The sequence below is a fragment of the Nocardia sp. NPDC051929 genome (genome assembly GCF_044548645.1).
In the GTDB taxonomy this organism is placed as follows: domain Bacteria; phylum Actinomycetota; class Actinomycetes; order Mycobacteriales; family Mycobacteriaceae; genus Nocardia; species Nocardia sichangensis.
This window is the reverse complement of record NZ_JBIUCG010000006.1, coordinates 278,392-293,322: the sequence shown is the minus strand read 5'-3', so window position 1 is coordinate 293,322 and position 14,931 is coordinate 278,392. Positions and strand designations below refer to the sequence as shown.

Annotated in this window: 10 protein-coding genes; 9 read left to right on the top strand and 1 reads right to left on the bottom strand. The window is 69.8% G+C overall.

What is annotated here, in order from left to right; all coding sequences use genetic code 11:
• The first annotated feature begins 53 nt into the window (after nt 1-53).
• The 7 genes from ACIHAX_RS10415 to ACIHAX_RS10385 are packed head-to-tail and all read left to right on the top strand — an operon-like array spanning nt 54 to nt 13,289.
• Nucleotides 54-6,377 carry an SDR family NAD(P)-dependent oxidoreductase gene (locus tag ACIHAX_RS10415; protein ID WP_397276957.1) on the top strand — a complete coding sequence of 2,108 codons (6,324 nt, stop codon included), beginning with the start codon at nt 54-56 and terminating at the stop codon, nt 6,375-6,377.
• On the top strand, nt 6,374-7,792 hold the full coding sequence (locus tag ACIHAX_RS10410) for an aminotransferase class I/II-fold pyridoxal phosphate-dependent enzyme (protein ID WP_364429449.1): 1,419 nt from the start codon (nt 6,374-6,376) through the stop codon (nt 7,790-7,792). The genes ACIHAX_RS10415 and ACIHAX_RS10410 overlap by 4 nt, the downstream gene beginning before the upstream one ends.
• The gene (locus ACIHAX_RS10405; RefSeq protein ID WP_356961060.1) at nt 7,789-9,801 is read left to right on the top strand and encodes a CRTAC1 family protein; all 2,013 of its coding nucleotides are present in this window, start codon (nt 7,789-7,791) and stop codon (nt 9,799-9,801) included. Before ACIHAX_RS10410 ends, ACIHAX_RS10405 begins: the two co-directional genes overlap by 4 nt.
• Nucleotides 9,798-10,988: an enediyne biosynthesis protein gene (locus ACIHAX_RS10400; protein WP_355077732.1), complete on the top strand. Its 1,191-nt coding sequence runs from the start codon at nt 9,798-9,800 to the stop codon at nt 10,986-10,988. The genes ACIHAX_RS10405 and ACIHAX_RS10400 overlap by 4 nt, the downstream gene beginning before the upstream one ends.
• Nucleotides 10,985-11,479, top strand: coding sequence for a flavin reductase family protein (locus tag ACIHAX_RS10395; protein ID WP_355077734.1), 495 nt, complete (start codon nt 10,985-10,987; stop codon nt 11,477-11,479). The genes ACIHAX_RS10400 and ACIHAX_RS10395 overlap by 4 nt, the downstream gene beginning before the upstream one ends.
• A 34-nt stretch (nt 11,480-11,513) precedes the next feature.
• Nucleotides 11,514-12,476, top strand: a complete 963-nt coding sequence (locus tag ACIHAX_RS10390; RefSeq protein ID WP_356961059.1) for a DUF1702 family protein — start codon at nt 11,514-11,516, stop codon at nt 12,474-12,476.
• A gap of 9 nt (nt 12,477-12,485) precedes the next feature.
• Nucleotides 12,486-13,289: an SDR family oxidoreductase gene (locus ACIHAX_RS10385; protein ID WP_364429458.1), complete on the top strand. Its 804-nt coding sequence runs from the start codon at nt 12,486-12,488 to the stop codon at nt 13,287-13,289.
• 65 nt (nt 13,290-13,354) lie between these two features.
• Here the strand turns inward: ACIHAX_RS10385 and ACIHAX_RS10380 are convergent, their stop codons facing one another.
• Nucleotides 13,355-13,792 carry a hypothetical protein gene (locus tag ACIHAX_RS10380; protein WP_364429461.1) on the bottom strand — a complete coding sequence of 146 codons (438 nt, stop codon included), beginning with the start codon at nt 13,790-13,792 and terminating at the stop codon, nt 13,355-13,357.
• 99 nt (nt 13,793-13,891) lie between these two features.
• Between ACIHAX_RS10380 and ACIHAX_RS10375 the strand changes: the two genes are divergently transcribed.
• Together ACIHAX_RS10375 and ACIHAX_RS10370 are read left to right on the top strand one after the other, a co-directional pair.
• Entirely contained in the window at nt 13,892-14,461 is a 570-nt protein-coding gene (locus ACIHAX_RS10375; protein ID WP_355077742.1) for a WHG domain-containing protein, read from the top strand.
• A gap of 86 nt (nt 14,462-14,547) precedes the next feature.
• On the top strand, nt 14,548-14,919 hold the full coding sequence (locus ACIHAX_RS10370; protein ID WP_355077744.1) for a hypothetical protein: 372 nt from the start codon (nt 14,548-14,550) through the stop codon (nt 14,917-14,919).
• The last annotated feature ends 12 nt before the right edge of the window (nt 14,920-14,931 follow it).

Sequence of the window (14,931 nt, the reverse complement as noted above, 5' to 3'; positions counted from 1 at the left end):
CGCCGACGTGAAACCGTCTGCGTTTCCGAATGCCCGAGCATCAGGGGATTTTCATGCCCAATGTAGCAATTGTCGGTATCGGCTGCCGTTTTCCGGGCGGCATCGACGGACCGGACACTTTCTGGGATCTCGTCGTGCACAAGGGCGACGGGATCGTGGAAGTACCGGCGGACCGCTGGAACCTCGCGAAGTTCTACGACCCGGACCCGGACGCCCCGGGGCGGATGTACACCAGGCATGGTGGATTCCTGACCCAGTCGCTGTGGGACTTCGACGCCGAGTTCTTCGGCATCTCCCAGCGTGAGGCGTCGATCATGGATCCGCAGCAGCGGCTGCTGCTCGAGGTCGCCTGGGAGGCGCTCGACGACGCGGGGATGGCGGGCCGGGTCGGCGGCCGCGAGGTCGGCGTGTTCGTCGGCGGCTTCATGAACGACAACGCGCTGGTGCGCAGCGGCTCGGTGGCCAGGGCCTCGATCAACAGCCACAGCCCGACCAGCTCGTCACACACGCTGCTGTCGGCCCGCATCGCGTTCCTGCTGGATCTGCTCGGGCCCACCATGACCATCGACACCGCCTGCTCCTCCTCCTTGGTCGCGCTGCACCAGGCGGTGCTGGCGCTGGAGTCGGGCGAGTGCGAGACGGCGATCGTCGGCGGCGCCAACGCGATGCTGCGACCCGAGGCGTTCATCTCCATGTGCAAGGGCCGGTTCCTCGCGGTCGACGGCCGGTGCAAGTCCTTCGACGCGGCCGCCGACGGCTACGGGCGCGGTGAGGGCGCCGGCGCCGTGGTGCTGAAGACGCTCGACGCGGCGGTCCGCGACCGCGACCGGATCTACGCGGTGGTGCGCGGCAGCGGCGTGAACCAGGACGGCCGCACACTGGCCATCCCGGTGCCCAACCCGGCCGCGCAGGAGGCGCTGGCCCGGCGGGTGCACCGGCTGGCGGGCATCGACGCGCACGACGTCCGCTATGTGGAGGCGCACGGCACCGGCACGCCCGTCGGCGACCCGCTCGAATTGGCCGCCCTCGGCGCGGTGTACGGCGCGGTCGAGGGCCGCGACGAACCGCTGCCGGTCGGCTCGGTGAAGAACAACATCGGCCACACCGAGGCCGCCGCGGGCGTCGCGGGTCTCATCAAGGCCGCGCTGACGCTGCACCACGGCGTCATCGCACCGCAACTGCGGCTGGACAACCCGAACCCGGAGATCCGGTTCGACGAACTGCGAGTGCGCATTCCGCTGGAGACCGAACCGCTGCCCAACGACGACGGCCGGGCCGCGGTGGCGGTCAACAGCTTCGGCTACGGCGGCACCAACGCCCATGCGATCCTCACCCGTGCGCCGGAAGCGCCCGCGCAGGAGCGGAAGCGCGGGCCGATCACGGTGCTGCCGCTGTCGGCCCGCAACGAGACCGCGTTGCGCACGATGGCCACCCAGGTGCACGACCTGACCGAGACCATCCCCGCGGACGCGGTGACCGAGGCGGCGTGGACGCAGCGGGCGCACCATCCGATCCGCGCGGCGTTCGCCTACCGCGACACCGACGATCTCCGCGCGCAGCTGGCCGATTTCGCCGCGGGCGCGAGCAAGTCACCCGCCCGCGCGCTCACCGACGGCTCCACCCAGCCGGTGTTCGTCTTCAGCGGCATGGGCCCGCAGTGGTGGGGCATGGCCCGTGGCCTGCTCGAGGCCGGCGGGCATTTCGCCGCCGCCGCGCGATCGATCGACGAAATCTTCCAGGACATCGCGGGCTGGTCGATCGTCGAGGAACTGCTGCGTCCCGAGGCGGAGTCGCAGATCACCAGAACCGCGTACGCGCAGCCGGCGAACTTCCTGGTCCAGGCCGCGCTCCTGGCCGAATTCGCCGAACTCGGCATCCACCCCGCCGCGGTGGTCGGCCACAGCGTCGGCGAAGTGGCCTCGGCCTACGCCTCGGGCTCGCTGTCGCTGCACGACGCGCTGCTGGTGAGCTATCACCGCGCCCGATTGCAGGCCACCACCGCGGGCACCGGCGGCATGCTCGCCGTCGGCCTGTCGGAAGACCAACTGCGCGAGCGTCTCGCGGGCGTTGCGGGCGTCTGCGTCGCGGCGATCAACAGCCACTCCGCGGCGACACTGTCCGGCGACTCGGCCGAATTGGACCGTATTCGGGAGGAACTCACCGCCGAAGGCGTCTTCGCCAGGGCGCTGCGCGTCGAGGTGCCCTACCACAGCCACCTGATGGACCCCATCCTCGGCGAACTCACCACCGTGCTCGCCGGACTCGCGCCGCGACCCGCGCGGGTGCCGATCTGGTCCACCGTCACCGGCGGGGAACTGCCCGGCCCCGACTGGGACGCCGAGTACTGGTGCCGCAACGTGCGCGAGCCGGTGCGGTTCGGCGCGGCCGTGGACAGCCTGCTCGACGCAGGCCACCGGGTCTTCCTCGAGGTGGGACCGCACCCGGTGCTCAGCGGCAACATCAAGGAGGCGTTCGTGCGCCGCGGCCTGGACGGCGCGGCGATCAGCACGCTGTCCCGCAACGCCGACGACCGCGACAACCTGCTGCGCGCGGTCGGCGAGCTGTACCAGACGGGCGGCTTGGACACGGCGCACGCACCGGGCGCGACGGAAACGCCTGTGGCGCATCTGGATCTGCCTCGCTACCCGTGGCAACGCCGCACGCTGTGGACCGAGGACCCGGCGATCGAGGCGGACCGCGTCGGCGCGGTCGACGGCTACGTCATGCTCGGCCAGCGCACCGCGGCGTCCGCGCCGGAGTGGGAAGTCGAGTTGTCGGTGGCCGCGCTGCCGTGGCTGCCCGATCACGTGGTGGACGGTTCCGTCGTGCTGCCGGGCGCGGCCTATCTGGACGCCGCGCTCAGCGCCGTCGCGGTGCGGACCGGTCGCGCCTGCTTCGGGCTGGAGTCGGTCCAGTTCGTCGCGCCGCTGGTGATCGGCCGGCACGACGTGCCGGTATTGCGTCTCACCGTCGAGGAGACCACCCACAGGTTCACCCTGCGTTCGCGCGCCGCCACCGCGACCACCTGGACCGTCAACGCGTACGGCAGGCTGATCGAGGCGGACGTCGACGCGCGCTCCGTCGACCTCACCCCGGCGGCCGACGCGGTGGAGGTGTCCGCGGCGACGCTCTACGACGGCCTGGCCGCGCACGGCCTCGCCTACGGACCGAGCTTCCGGCTGATCACCGCCGCCAGCGTGGGTTCCGACTCCGTGCTGGCCCGGCTGGATCTCACGCCGCTGGCCGGGAGCGCGCCGAGCCTGCCGCATCTGGCCCATCCCGCGGCGGTCGACGCCGCGCTGCAATGTTTCGCGGCGCTGTACGCGCAGACCGCGCACGGCGCGAGCGTCGTGGTGCCGTCCTCGGTCGCCGGGGTCCGCTGGACCGGCCCGCTGCCCGAGCAGGCCGTCGTGCTCGTCCGCCGCGTTGACGGCGACCCGCTGTGCGCGGACATCACCGTCGCTTCGCCGGAAGGTGCCGTGGCACTGCATCTTTCAGGTGTACGATTTGCCGCCCTCGGGGGCGATCCGGATCTGCACGACCAGCTCGACGAGCTGTTCTACGAGCCGGTGTGGTCCATCGTCGACGACACCGCGACCGCCGACGAACCCGCGGACGGGGAGGAGTTCCTGCTCGTGGTCAGCCTGGGCAGCACCGTCTCCCAGCGCGCGAAGGAGATCGCCAGCGCGCGAGCGTCGGCGGAGATCCTGACCCTGGAACCGGAGGAGGCCGACGCCTCCGATCGTGTCCTCGCCGCCCTGCGCGCCGCGCAGGAGCGGCCCGGCGTGACGCGCGGTCGCCTCGTCGTGGTGTCCGGCGCCGAACTGGACGCGGTGCCCAACGCCTACGGGCTCGCCCAGGTCGCCAAAGCGGTCGGCGAACTGGTGGTCGGCGAGGAGGACGACGACGCCCCGGCGACCGAGGTGCGCGCGGTGGTGGTCACCGAGCAGGCGTTCTGCCTGCCGGTCGACGCCTTCGCCCATCCCGCGCAGGCCGCGCTCACCGGCGCCCGGCGCACGCTGCGCAACGAGCAGCCCGCGGTGCAGTGGCGACTGGTCGACACCGAATCCACTACGCGCGCCGCGGACATCCTGGAGCAGGTGTTCGGCGACGGACGAGCCGACGAGGTCGCCTTGCGGGCGGGCGCGTGCTGGGCCCTGCATCTGCGCAAGTCCCTGCGCGACCATCTGGCGGTCTGGGACGAGGCCGCGCCGCTGACCGACCCGGAAACCTCTTTCCGCCTGGAGGTTCCGCGCTCCCGATTGCTGTCGGACCTGGCGTGGCGCGCGGTCGATCGCGTGCCGCCGGGGCCGGGCGAGGTCGAGATCCGGATGGACGCGGTGGGCCTGAACTACAAGGACGCGCTCAAGGTGCTCGGTGTGCTCACCGAAAAGGAGCTTGCCGGCACGTATTTCGGCACCGACCTGGGTATGGACGGTTTCGGCGTGGTCGAGCGCGTCGGCCCGGGAGTGACCGAGGTCGCCGTCGGGGACGAGATGTCGGTGTGTGCCAGGGACCTGGTTCGCAGGTACGTCACCCTCCGGCCCGACGAGGGCGCCACGATGCCACTCGACTACCCGGACACCGAGCTCGACCCGTGCCACTCCAGCTCGGTACTGCCCTTCCTCACCGCCGAATTCGCCTTCGGCGAGCTCGCGCACCTGCGACCGGGTGAGACGGTGCTGATCCACGGCGCGGCGGGCGGCATGGGCATGGCCGCGGTCCAAGTGGCGGTGCGCCTCGGTGCGCGGGTGATCGCGACGGCGGGCTCGGAAGAGCGCCGAGCGGTGGCCGCGGCGGCGGGGGCGCACGAGGTGGTCAACTCGCGTTCGATCAGCTTCGTCGACGACGTGCTCGGCCTGACCGCGGGACGTGGCGTCGACGTAATCTACAACTCCTCCCCCGGCGAGATCCTTCAGCAGAACCTGCGGGCGGCCGCCGAGTTCGGGCGGATCATCGAGATCGGCAAGGCCGACATCTACGGCGGCGGCGCGATCGACCTGCGCCCCTTCGACCGAAACCTGTCGTTCTTCGCCGTGGACATGGACCGCGCCCTGGCCGTGCGCCCCGAGCTGGTCCGCCGCGCGGCGCGCCGGGCGATGGACGCGCTGAACGACGGCACCTACGAGTACCTGCCGTACACCGCGTTCCCGCTCACGTCGACCGCCGAGGCGTTCGAGACCGTGGTGCGGTCCAAGCAGATCGGCCGGGTCGTGCTCGATCTGCGGGAGCCGGAACCGACCGTGCTGGCCAAGCGGCCGAGTCTGCCGATCGACCCCGCGGCCAGCTACCTGGTGACCGGCGGCTTCGGCGCGTTCGGTCTGGCCACCGCGCGCTGGCTGGTGCGGATCGGCGCGCGGCGCGTGGTGCTGGCCGGACGCAGCGGCGCGACCGGTGACGCGGCCCGCGCCGCGGTCGCCGAGCTCACCGCCACGGGCGTGGAGGTCGTCGAGGAGCGTCTCGACATGGCCGACTACGACGCCGTCGCCGCGCTGGTCGAACGCATTCAGGCCAGCGGACATCCCCTGCGCGGGGTGTTCCACGCGGCCGGCGTGGTGAACAACCTCGAGGTCCCGCAGATCACCGCCGAGTCGCTGGCGGAGATCTTCGGCCCCAAGGTCGCCGGTGCGGTCAACCTGGACACCGCCGTCACCGCCGCCGACATCGACCTCGACATGTTCGTGCTGTTTTCCTCGGCGAGCAGCATCGTCGGCATCTCGCCCCAATTCGGCTACGCGGCAGCGAATTCCGTGTTGGACATGATCGCGTCCGCCCGCCGGGCCCGCGGCGCCGCCGCACTCGCGGTGAACTGGGGCTTCATGAGCGGTGGCGGCGGCATGGCCGATTACGAGGCGGTCAGCCGATATGCGGAGATGACCGGTTACCGCTCGGTGGACATGGACGTGGCCACCGATCTGCTGGGCGAATGCCTGCGGCTGAACCTGCCGCAGATCGTGCTGTTCGACGTGGACTGGAGTCAGTGGGCGCTGGCGCATCGCCCGTCCACCCGCACACCGCGTTTCGCCGACCAGGTGGCGGCCGCGGGCGGCGGGGCGTCGGGCGCGGGCGCGCTGCGGGCGGAGATCCTTCAACTGGGGGTGGAGCAGCGCGGCGAGGTGGTGGCCTACCTGCTCGCCGAGCAGCTGGCCGCGGTGCTCGGCGTCGACGCCGAGACGATCGATCTGAACACCCCGCTGCCCGAGCTCGGCATGGATTCGCTGATGGGCATGGAGTTCGGCGCCCGCGTGGTGCAAGTGCTCGGCACCCAGCTGTCGGTGCTCGCCGTGATCGGACTGACGTTGCGCGGGCTCGGCGCGCGAATTGCCGAGCAGATTGTCCAGGAAGAAGAGCGCGCGGCGAGGAGCGAGGACGAATGACCGGCAACAACAGGGAACTGGCCCGCGCACTGCTGGCCAGGCACGCCAACGGCGAGAACACCGCCCCGGCGACCGGCAACGGCGCGCGTGCCGCGGACGGCCCCGCCGTCCCTACCGCGGCGACCGGCAACAGCGCGTCGCGCGGAGTCGCGCACACGTCGTTCCGTGACCACCCCGGCGTGCTCGAGGCCGCGCAGCGGTTCGGGCGGTTCGACGCCTGGGTCAACGAGGTCGGTCTGGTCAACCCGTACTACCTGCCGCACGAGGGCATCAGCGGCGCGGTGACCCGGATGGCCGATCGGGACGTGGTGAACTTCAGCAGCTTCGGCTACCTGGACCTGGCCGCCGACCCCCGGGTACGACAGGCCGCCAAGGACGCGATCGATCAGTACGGCACCTCCGCCGCCGCGGTCCGGATCGTGGCGGGCGAGCTGCCGATCTATCGCGAGCTGGAAGCCGAGATCGCGCGCATCTACGACACCGAGGCGGCGCTGGTGACCGCGAGCGGCTACCTCACCAACGCCGCCGCGGTCGGATTCCTGCTCGGCAAGCGTGATCTCGCGGTCTGTGACGCGCTGATCCACCACAGCGTGGTCTCCGGCACGGAGTGGTCGCGCTGCAAGCGAGTTTCCTTCCGGCACAACGATCCGGAATCGCTCGAGACGATCCTCAAGATGTCGCGGCGCAGCTTCGACCGGGCCATGGTGATCATCGAGGGCCTCTACAGCATGGACGGCGACGTGGTGCGGTTGCCCGAGATCATCGAGGTGGCCCGGCGCTACGACTGCTCGATCATGATCGACGAGGCGCATTCGTTCGGCACCCTCGGCGCCACCGGGCACGGTGTGCGCGAGCTGTTCGACCTGCCCGGCGACGCCGTGGACGTCTGGATGGGCACGCTGTCCAAAGCGCTCGGCAGCGTCGGCGGCTACCTCGCGGGCAACCGGGAACTGGTCGACGGATTCAAGTACGTCGCGGGCGGTTTGAGCATGTACACCGCCGCCCCGGCCCCGTCGGCGATCGGCGCCGCCTTGGCCGGGCTCGGGGTCCTGCGCGACGAGCCGGAACGCGTGACGCGGCTGCGGCACAACAGCGAGTACTTCCACCGCCGCGCCAAGGACTACGGCTTCGACATCGGCACGTCGAAGGGTTCGCCGATCATCCCCGTGATGACCGGCGCCGACGAACCGGCCGTGCTGGCGGCATTGGCCATGCTGCAACGCGACTTCAGCGTGAACGCCATCACCCACCCGGTCGTCCCGGCGGGAGAGGCCAGGCTGCGGTTCTTCATCAACTGCAGGCACACCGAGCAGCAAATGGACCAGGCGCTGGCCACGCTGCGCGAGGTGCTCGACGGACTCGCGGACACCGCGGGACAGCAATTCACACTCGCCCATGAGGAGCAGCACTCGTGAAAATTCCCATCAATCGATCCCTCCTCCGAAAGGCGGTGGTGCCCGGGGTGGCGCTGCTGCTGATGGGCTCGCTGTTCATTCCCGCACGGTCGGCGCTGCTGCCCACCTACGACGAGGCGGGCGGCCCCATCGCGAGCAAGTTCGACTTCACCGCGATGCCGATCGCGCTGCCAAAGGGCCTGCCGACCGACCGCAAGATCCGCGAGCTGCGCGAGCCGTACAAGCACCTGTCGGCCTGGATCTCCTCGGTCGGCGCGGCCATCGCGATGAACGACTTCGACGGCAACCGGCTTGCCGACGACCTGTGCGTGGTCGACCCCCGCTCCGACACGGCCTTCATCACGCCGACGCCGGACAGCAACACCGCCCGGTACGAGCCCTTCGTGCTCGATCCGCGGCCGCTGCCCGCCGACTCCTCCACGGTTCCGTCCGGCTGCATCCCGGGCGACTTCAACGGTGACGGCCGCATGGACGCACTGGTGTCGTACTACGGCCGCACGCCGATCCTGTACCTGCAGCGCGCCAACGCGACCCACCTGGACGCCAAGGCGTTCCGCCCGGTCGACATCGTGCCGTCCCCGAACACCCCGGACGGGCACTACGAGGGCCAGCGCTGGATCACCGCGGCGGTCTCGGTGTCCGACTTCGACGGTGACGGCAAGCCGGACATCTACCTGGGCCAGTACTTCAACGACATGGACGTGCTCTCCAAGGACGGCCAGCTCGCGCTGTGGATGACCGACTCGCTGTCCAACGCGCGCAACGGCGGCAAGGATCGCATCTTCACCCTCGCCTCCGCCAAATCGGGTGACGAGCCGACCGCCGAATACCGCGAGGTGGCCAACCCGTTCCCGATCGGCATGGACACCGGATGGGCGCTGGCCGCCGCCGCGGCCGACCTGAACGGCGATCAGCTTCCCGAGCTGTACGTGGCCAACGACTTCGGGCGCGACCGCCTGTTCGTCAACAAGTCCACACCGGGCCAGATCCGCTTCGGCTACGCCGAGGGCGAACGCGGCATCACCGAGCCGAAGTCCTATGTGATGGGCCATGATTCGGACAAGGGCATGGCGGCCGACTTCGGCGACCTGAACGGCGACGGCATGCCCGACCTGTTCGTCAGCAACATCGCCGTGCGCTTCGCGCTCATGGAAGGCCACTTCGCGTTCTACAACACGGCCAAAGACACCGCCGACGCGGCACGTCAACTGGCCGAGGGCATCGCGCCGTTCAAGAACCGCGCCACGGACGTCGGGCTGGCCTGGGAGACCTGGGGCTGGGACGCCAAGATCGATGACTTCGACAACGACGGCCGCAACGAACTGATCCAGGCGACCGGCATGATCAAGGGTGAGACCAACCGGTGGCCGCAGATCCAGGAACTCGGCACCATGAACGACGACCTGACCAGGTACCCCTGGGCCTGGCCGATCATCAGCTCGGACGCCGATCTGGCGGGCAGCAATCCGGTCGGCTTCTTCAGCCGCGGTGACGACGGCAAGTTCGCCAACCTCACCCACGCGCTCGGCATGGACACCCCGGTGCCCTCGCGCGGCATCGCGGTCGGCGACACATCCGGCAACGGCGCGCTCAGCTTCGCCGTCGCCCGCCAGTGGGGCGACCCGACCTTCTACCACAACAACAAGGCGAAGGGCGGCCAGTTCCTCGGCCTGAAGCTGTTCAAGCAGGCTTGGGAGGGCAACGCGGCCACGACCACCGTCGCCGGTCTGCCCCCGCAGGGCGTTCCGGCGGTGGACGCCCAGGTCGAGGTCCGCACCCCGGACGGCCGGTTGCTCACCAGCCACCTCGACGGCGGCAGCGGGCACACCGGCAAGCGGGCCACCGAGGTGCACATCGGCCTCGGCGAGGTCGATCCGGCCGCTCCGTTGAACGTCACGCTCCGCTGGCGGGAGACCAACGGCACCCCGCACGATCAATCCCTCCAGCTCGCGCCGGGCTGGCACACCGTGAACCTCGCCTCGGACGCGCAGGAGGTCAAGCAGCGATGAGCGACAACGACAACAAGGATCCGGGCGAGGCGAAAGCCGCCTCGAACGGTCATCACGAAACATCGGCGGCCAACGGCAACGGCGCGGCCAACGGCAACGGCGCCGCTCCCGAAAGCAACGGCACGGCCGCACCGACGACCACCGCCGAACGCATCTCGTCGATGCAGCGCTCGGGCACCGAATTCGCCAAGGAATGGATGGAAAAGCCCGCGGCGACGAAGGATCCGCGCTACCTGGCGCTGCGCAACTTCGCCATCTCGATCACGATCTTCAACCTGATCGGGTTCCCGCTGCTCGGCTTCGAGCAGCCGTTCCTCTGGCCGTTCATCGCACTGGCCACCGCCTACACCACCGAAATCGGGCTGGAGGTCCTGGCGGCCTGGGCGTACAAGCGTGCGCCCGCCTTCCGCGGCCGCGGACCGCGTGGGTTGTTCGAATTCCTGTTGCCCGCGCACATCACCGGCTTGGCGTTCAACTTCCTGACCTTCGCGCACGACAAGCTGTGGCCGGTGATCTTCGGCATCGTGGTCGCGGTCGGCACGAAGTGGGTGCTGCGCGCCAAGATCAACGGCAAGATGCGCCACTTCATGAACCCGTCGAACTTCGGTGTCGTGGTGTGCTTCCTGGTGTTCCCGATGATCGCGGTCGCACCGCCGTACCACTTCACCGAATACATCACCGGACCGGCGGACGCGCTCATCGTGCTCGGCCTGCTCACGACCGGCACCATGCTCAACGCCAAGCTGACGCTGAAGATGCCGCTGATCATGGCGTGGGTGGGCGCGTTCGCGCTGCAGGCCATCGTGCGCGGGCTCATCGAACCGAACATCTCGATCCTGGCCGGCCTGAGCATGATGACCGGTCTGGCGTTCGTCCTGTTCACCAACTACATGGTCACCGACCCGGGCACCACCCCGTCGGGCAAGAAGCAGCAGATCATGTTCGGCGCCTCGGTCGGCATCATGTACGGCGTGGTCACCGCGCTGCACATCTCCTACGGGTTGTTCATCGCGCTGGTCATCGTCTGCGGCGCGCGCGGCGTCTACTGGTGGGTGCGCGGCATCGCCGAATGGTGGCGGCAACGGGGCGCCGCGCCGGAAGCGGCGGAGCAGCCCGTGGTGGCCGACGACCTGGAGGCCGACATCGCGGGTGAACCCGAACCGGAGAAGGAGGCCGCCCGCTCATGACCGACCGCGCCGAGCTGCGCCGCGTGCTCGGCGCGTTCACCACCGGTGTCACCGTGGTCACCACCGGGTGGCCACGGCCGCACGGCATGACCGCCAACGCGTTCACGTCCGTCTCGCTGGATCCCCCGCTGATCCTGGTGTGCGTCGCCCATACGGCGCGCCTGCACCGGGCGATCCACGAGGCGGGCGCGTTCGCCGTTTCGGTGCTTTCCGCGGACCAGGAGCCGGTGGCCCGGTATTTCGCCGACTCGGCGCGCCCCGACGGCAGCGCGCAATTCGACCAGGTCGAGTGGTTCCCCGGACCGCACACCGCGGCGCCGATGCTGGCGCACGCGGCCGCGGGCTTGGAGTGCAAGCTCGACGCCGTATTCGACAGCGGCGACCACAGCATCGTCGTCGGCGAGGTCGTACACGCCGAACGCGACGCCGAACTGGCCGCCACGGGAACGCTGACCTTCTTCGACGGCGGCTTCCGTCGCTTGATCCTGTGACGATCCCCCACTCCTCCGACGATTGGAGAACCCCATGCCCTCGCCGTTGGGTCCGCTGCGCGCGGCCCTGTTCGTCCCCAGTCCGGCCAGTGTCCGCCAGGTGCTCAGCGGGTTCGAGCAGCCCGACCAGCACACCGCGCTCGAACTCGAGCAGGTGACGATGCATTTGGTCGGCGGCATCGACTCCGCGGTCCGCAGCTCCGACAACGACGAGCTGATCGCCACCCTCTTGCGGGTGCCGCCGAAGTACCGCGGGTTCGCCTACGAGGGCGCGGCAGTCGGCCTCACCGCTGTCGACTCGCTCTCGCCCGGCCGGCGCGCCGCCGACCTGATCGACGGCCCGGCCAGCGAATACGCGCTGACCATGTACGTCGGCGTCGGCCTCGCCATGGCGAAGATCCCGAAGTTCCGGTGGAAGAAGCTGTTCCCGCAGCACCCGCTGTTCCGCTGGCTCGCCATCGACGGCTACGGCTTCTACAAGGCGTTCTTCCAGATGCAGCGCTACGTGCGGGACAAGCACGTCGAGACCCGCTACCCCGGCTGGCTCGGCGACCGCGACAACCTGAAGCGCATCGCGGACCAGGGCATGGGCCGCGCGCTGTGGTTCATCGGCGGCGGCAGCCCGGCCGGTGTCGTGCGGCTGATCGGCGAGTTCGAGCCGAAACGGCACGCCGATCTGTGGAGCGGCGTCGGCATCGCCGTCACCTTCGCGGGCGGCGTGGAATCGGCTGCGATGGAGGAACTCTGGGACGTGGCCGGCGAGTTCCGGCCGCAGCTGTCGCTGGGCTCGGCCATGGTCGCCCGCATCCGGCAGCAGACCAACAGCGTCAACGAGCACAGCGAAGCGGCGGCGCAGGTCTTCTGCGGGACCACCGTGGCGAAGACCGACGCGCTGATCGAGAGTTCGCTCGATGATCTGCCCGACGACGGCAGCTCCGCCACCTATCTGCTGTGGCGGGACCGGATCGCCGACATCGTCACCGCCAGTCGAGCCTGAGTCGCCGCGATGGCACGGGTCAAGGACTGGGTCGGCAAGCACGTCATCGTCACCGGAGGATCGGAAGGGATCGGCGCCGCGGTGGCGGAGGCCTTCGCGGGGCGTGGGGCGCAGGTCTCGCTCATCGCGCGGCGGAAGCTTCCGCTGCGCGACACCGCGAAACGACTGGGCGCGGACTGGGCCGCCGCGGACGTCACGAGCGCGGAGCAACTCGCCTCGGCCATCACGGAACTGGAGCAGCGCAACGGACCGTGCGAGGTCATCGCCTGCTGCGCCGGTCTCGCGCTGCCCGGGCGGTTCCTCGAAGTGCGGCCCGACGAGTTCGAGGCGCAGATGTCGGCGAACTATCTCGGTGCGGTGCACGCGGTGCGGCGGGTGCTGCCCGGCATGGTGGAGCGGTCCAGGGGAAAGATCCTGTTGGTCAGCTCCACGTCGGCGTTTCTCGGCATCACCGGGTATACCGCCTACGGACCGACCAAGGCGAGCATCCGGCAGCTGGCGTTGTGCCTGCGCTACGAAGTGGAGCCGAAAGGCGTGGACGTCACGGTGATCTATCCGGCCGACACCGACACACCGGGGCTGGCCATGGAGAACAACCGTAAGCCGGTCGAGACCAAGGCGATCACCGGGTCGATCGAGCCGATGCCTGCCGAGCGCGTCGCCGAGGCCGCCGTACGCGGCCTGGAACGCGGCCGCCACCACATCGCGCTCGACCCGCTCACGCGGTTCTTCCTGGCCTGGGCGAACCTGCCCGAGGACATCGCGCGGCCGTTCATGCGCCGCACCATAGCCAAGGCATTGCGGGGCAGCTGAACGCCGACCCGGCAAAGGCCCGCTCACCCATCGATTGCGATGCGTGAGCGGGCCTTTCGCCGTTCTCAGCCGACGATTATGACCACGCAGGCCGCGATGAACAGGACCTGAACCAGCGCCCGCAGCGGCAGCGGCATGGTCTTGATGCCCAGTTCGGCGCGGGCGGCGCGGACGTTCGCCGGGAACAGCGCCACCAGCAGCGCGATCAGGCAGGCCGCGGCCAGGTCGGCGGTCGCGGGAATGAGGACGCCGACCGCACCCGCCAGTTCCAGCACACCGGTCGACGTCACCAGCGCCGGGGCGTTCGGCAGCCGGGGCGGCACCATGGCGACCAGAGCGTCGCGGCGCGGCTGGAGGAAGTGCGCGCTCGATGTGAGCGCGAGCATCGCGGCCAGCCCGAGCGCGGTCGCGTGCGCCCACGAATCGAGCCAGCCGTTGCCGGTGAGCCAGCCGATGAGCCGGGCGAGTGCGGTGACGGCGACGAGGACGACCAGCGGTGCCATCGGGATCTCCTGTGGATCGAAGAGCAAATCTTGACAGTGGAAAGATACGGCTGCGGTCATGAACTTGTCAATGTCTAGATGATGGGTCACCATCGAGGTATGGCGAAGGACGGTTATCACCACGGAGATCTCCGCGCGGCACTGCTCACCGCCGCCGCCGAACGGATCGCCGCCGACGGCGTCGACGCGCTCTCCCTGCGCAACCTGGCCCGGCACGCGGGCGTCTCGCACGCCGCGCCCGCCCACCACTTCGGTGATCGAGCAGGACTGCTCACCGCGTTGGCCACCGAGGGATTCGAACTGCTGGCCGAACAGCTCGCGCAGGCCGGTTCGGACTTTCGCGAGGTCGCGGTGGCCTACATTCGCTTCGCGCGCGAGCATCCGGGACACTTCGACGTGATGTTCCGGCACAGCCTTCTCCACGCGGAGAACGAGACTCTGCGCGCCGCGCGAGAACGATCCGGGTCGGCGCTGCGCTCCGGCGTTTCGAGCATCCAGCCGAGCCACAGTCAGGACCGTCAGTTGTCGACCCGACTCGCCGCGTGGTCGCTGGTGCACGGCTTCGCTTCGCTGTGGCGCGAAGGCGCACTGCATAATTCAGCACTGGCCACCGACTCCGATCCGGAGATCCTGGCCCGCAAGATGCTGTCCACCATCCATTTCGACTGACCGCAAACCGGCTTGCGCCGAGCCGCCATCGTGCTATCCAGAGACCCGGAAGGAGCAGGCGGCCACACCCCCGCTGCCATCGACACATGGACATCCACGCCTACCCCACCGACGCGACCACACCGGTGGACCCGACCGAGGCACACCGGATCGCCGAGCGGCATCTCACCAACGGCGATTACGCCGATCGAGGCATCACCTATCAGCTAGCGGAGTTCGACACCTGCTTCGTCGCCGTCGCCACCTTCCCCCGCTCGCCGCACGTCGACCCGGACAGTCCGCCGGTGATCGTCGGCGGCTCCGTCTGCGTCATCGACAAGCCCACCGGCGCGGTCTCCTATTGGCCGACCTACCCCGCCGACCTGGTCGCCGACCAGTACGCGACCGCGCTGCGCGACGGGACGCTGGTCATCGAGGACGACTGGCCGGAGGACGACGAGTCACCCTCCTCGGCGTGACCGAGTCCCACA

Coding starts and splice junctions, on each gene's coding strand:
- ACIHAX_RS10415 (WP_397276957.1), top strand. CDS start 54: ATGCCCAATGTAGCAATTGTCGGTATCGGCTGCCGTTTTCCGGGCGGC.
- ACIHAX_RS10410 (WP_364429449.1), top strand. CDS start 6,374: ATGACCGGCAACAACAGGGAACTGGCCCGCGCACTGCTGGCCAGGCAC.
- ACIHAX_RS10400 (WP_355077732.1), top strand. CDS start 9,798: ATGAGCGACAACGACAACAAGGATCCGGGCGAGGCGAAAGCCGCCTCG.
- ACIHAX_RS10395 (WP_355077734.1), top strand. CDS start 10,985: ATGACCGACCGCGCCGAGCTGCGCCGCGTGCTCGGCGCGTTCACCACC.
- ACIHAX_RS10390 (WP_356961059.1), top strand. CDS start 11,514: ATGCCCTCGCCGTTGGGTCCGCTGCGCGCGGCCCTGTTCGTCCCCAGT.
- ACIHAX_RS10385 (WP_364429458.1), top strand. CDS start 12,486: ATGGCACGGGTCAAGGACTGGGTCGGCAAGCACGTCATCGTCACCGGA.
- ACIHAX_RS10380 (WP_364429461.1), bottom strand. CDS start 13,792: ATGGCACCGCTGGTCGTCCTCGTCGCCGTCACCGCACTCGCCCGGCTC.
- ACIHAX_RS10375 (WP_355077742.1), top strand. CDS start 13,892: ATGGCGAAGGACGGTTATCACCACGGAGATCTCCGCGCGGCACTGCTC.
- ACIHAX_RS10370 (WP_355077744.1), top strand. CDS start 14,548: ATGGACATCCACGCCTACCCCACCGACGCGACCACACCGGTGGACCCG.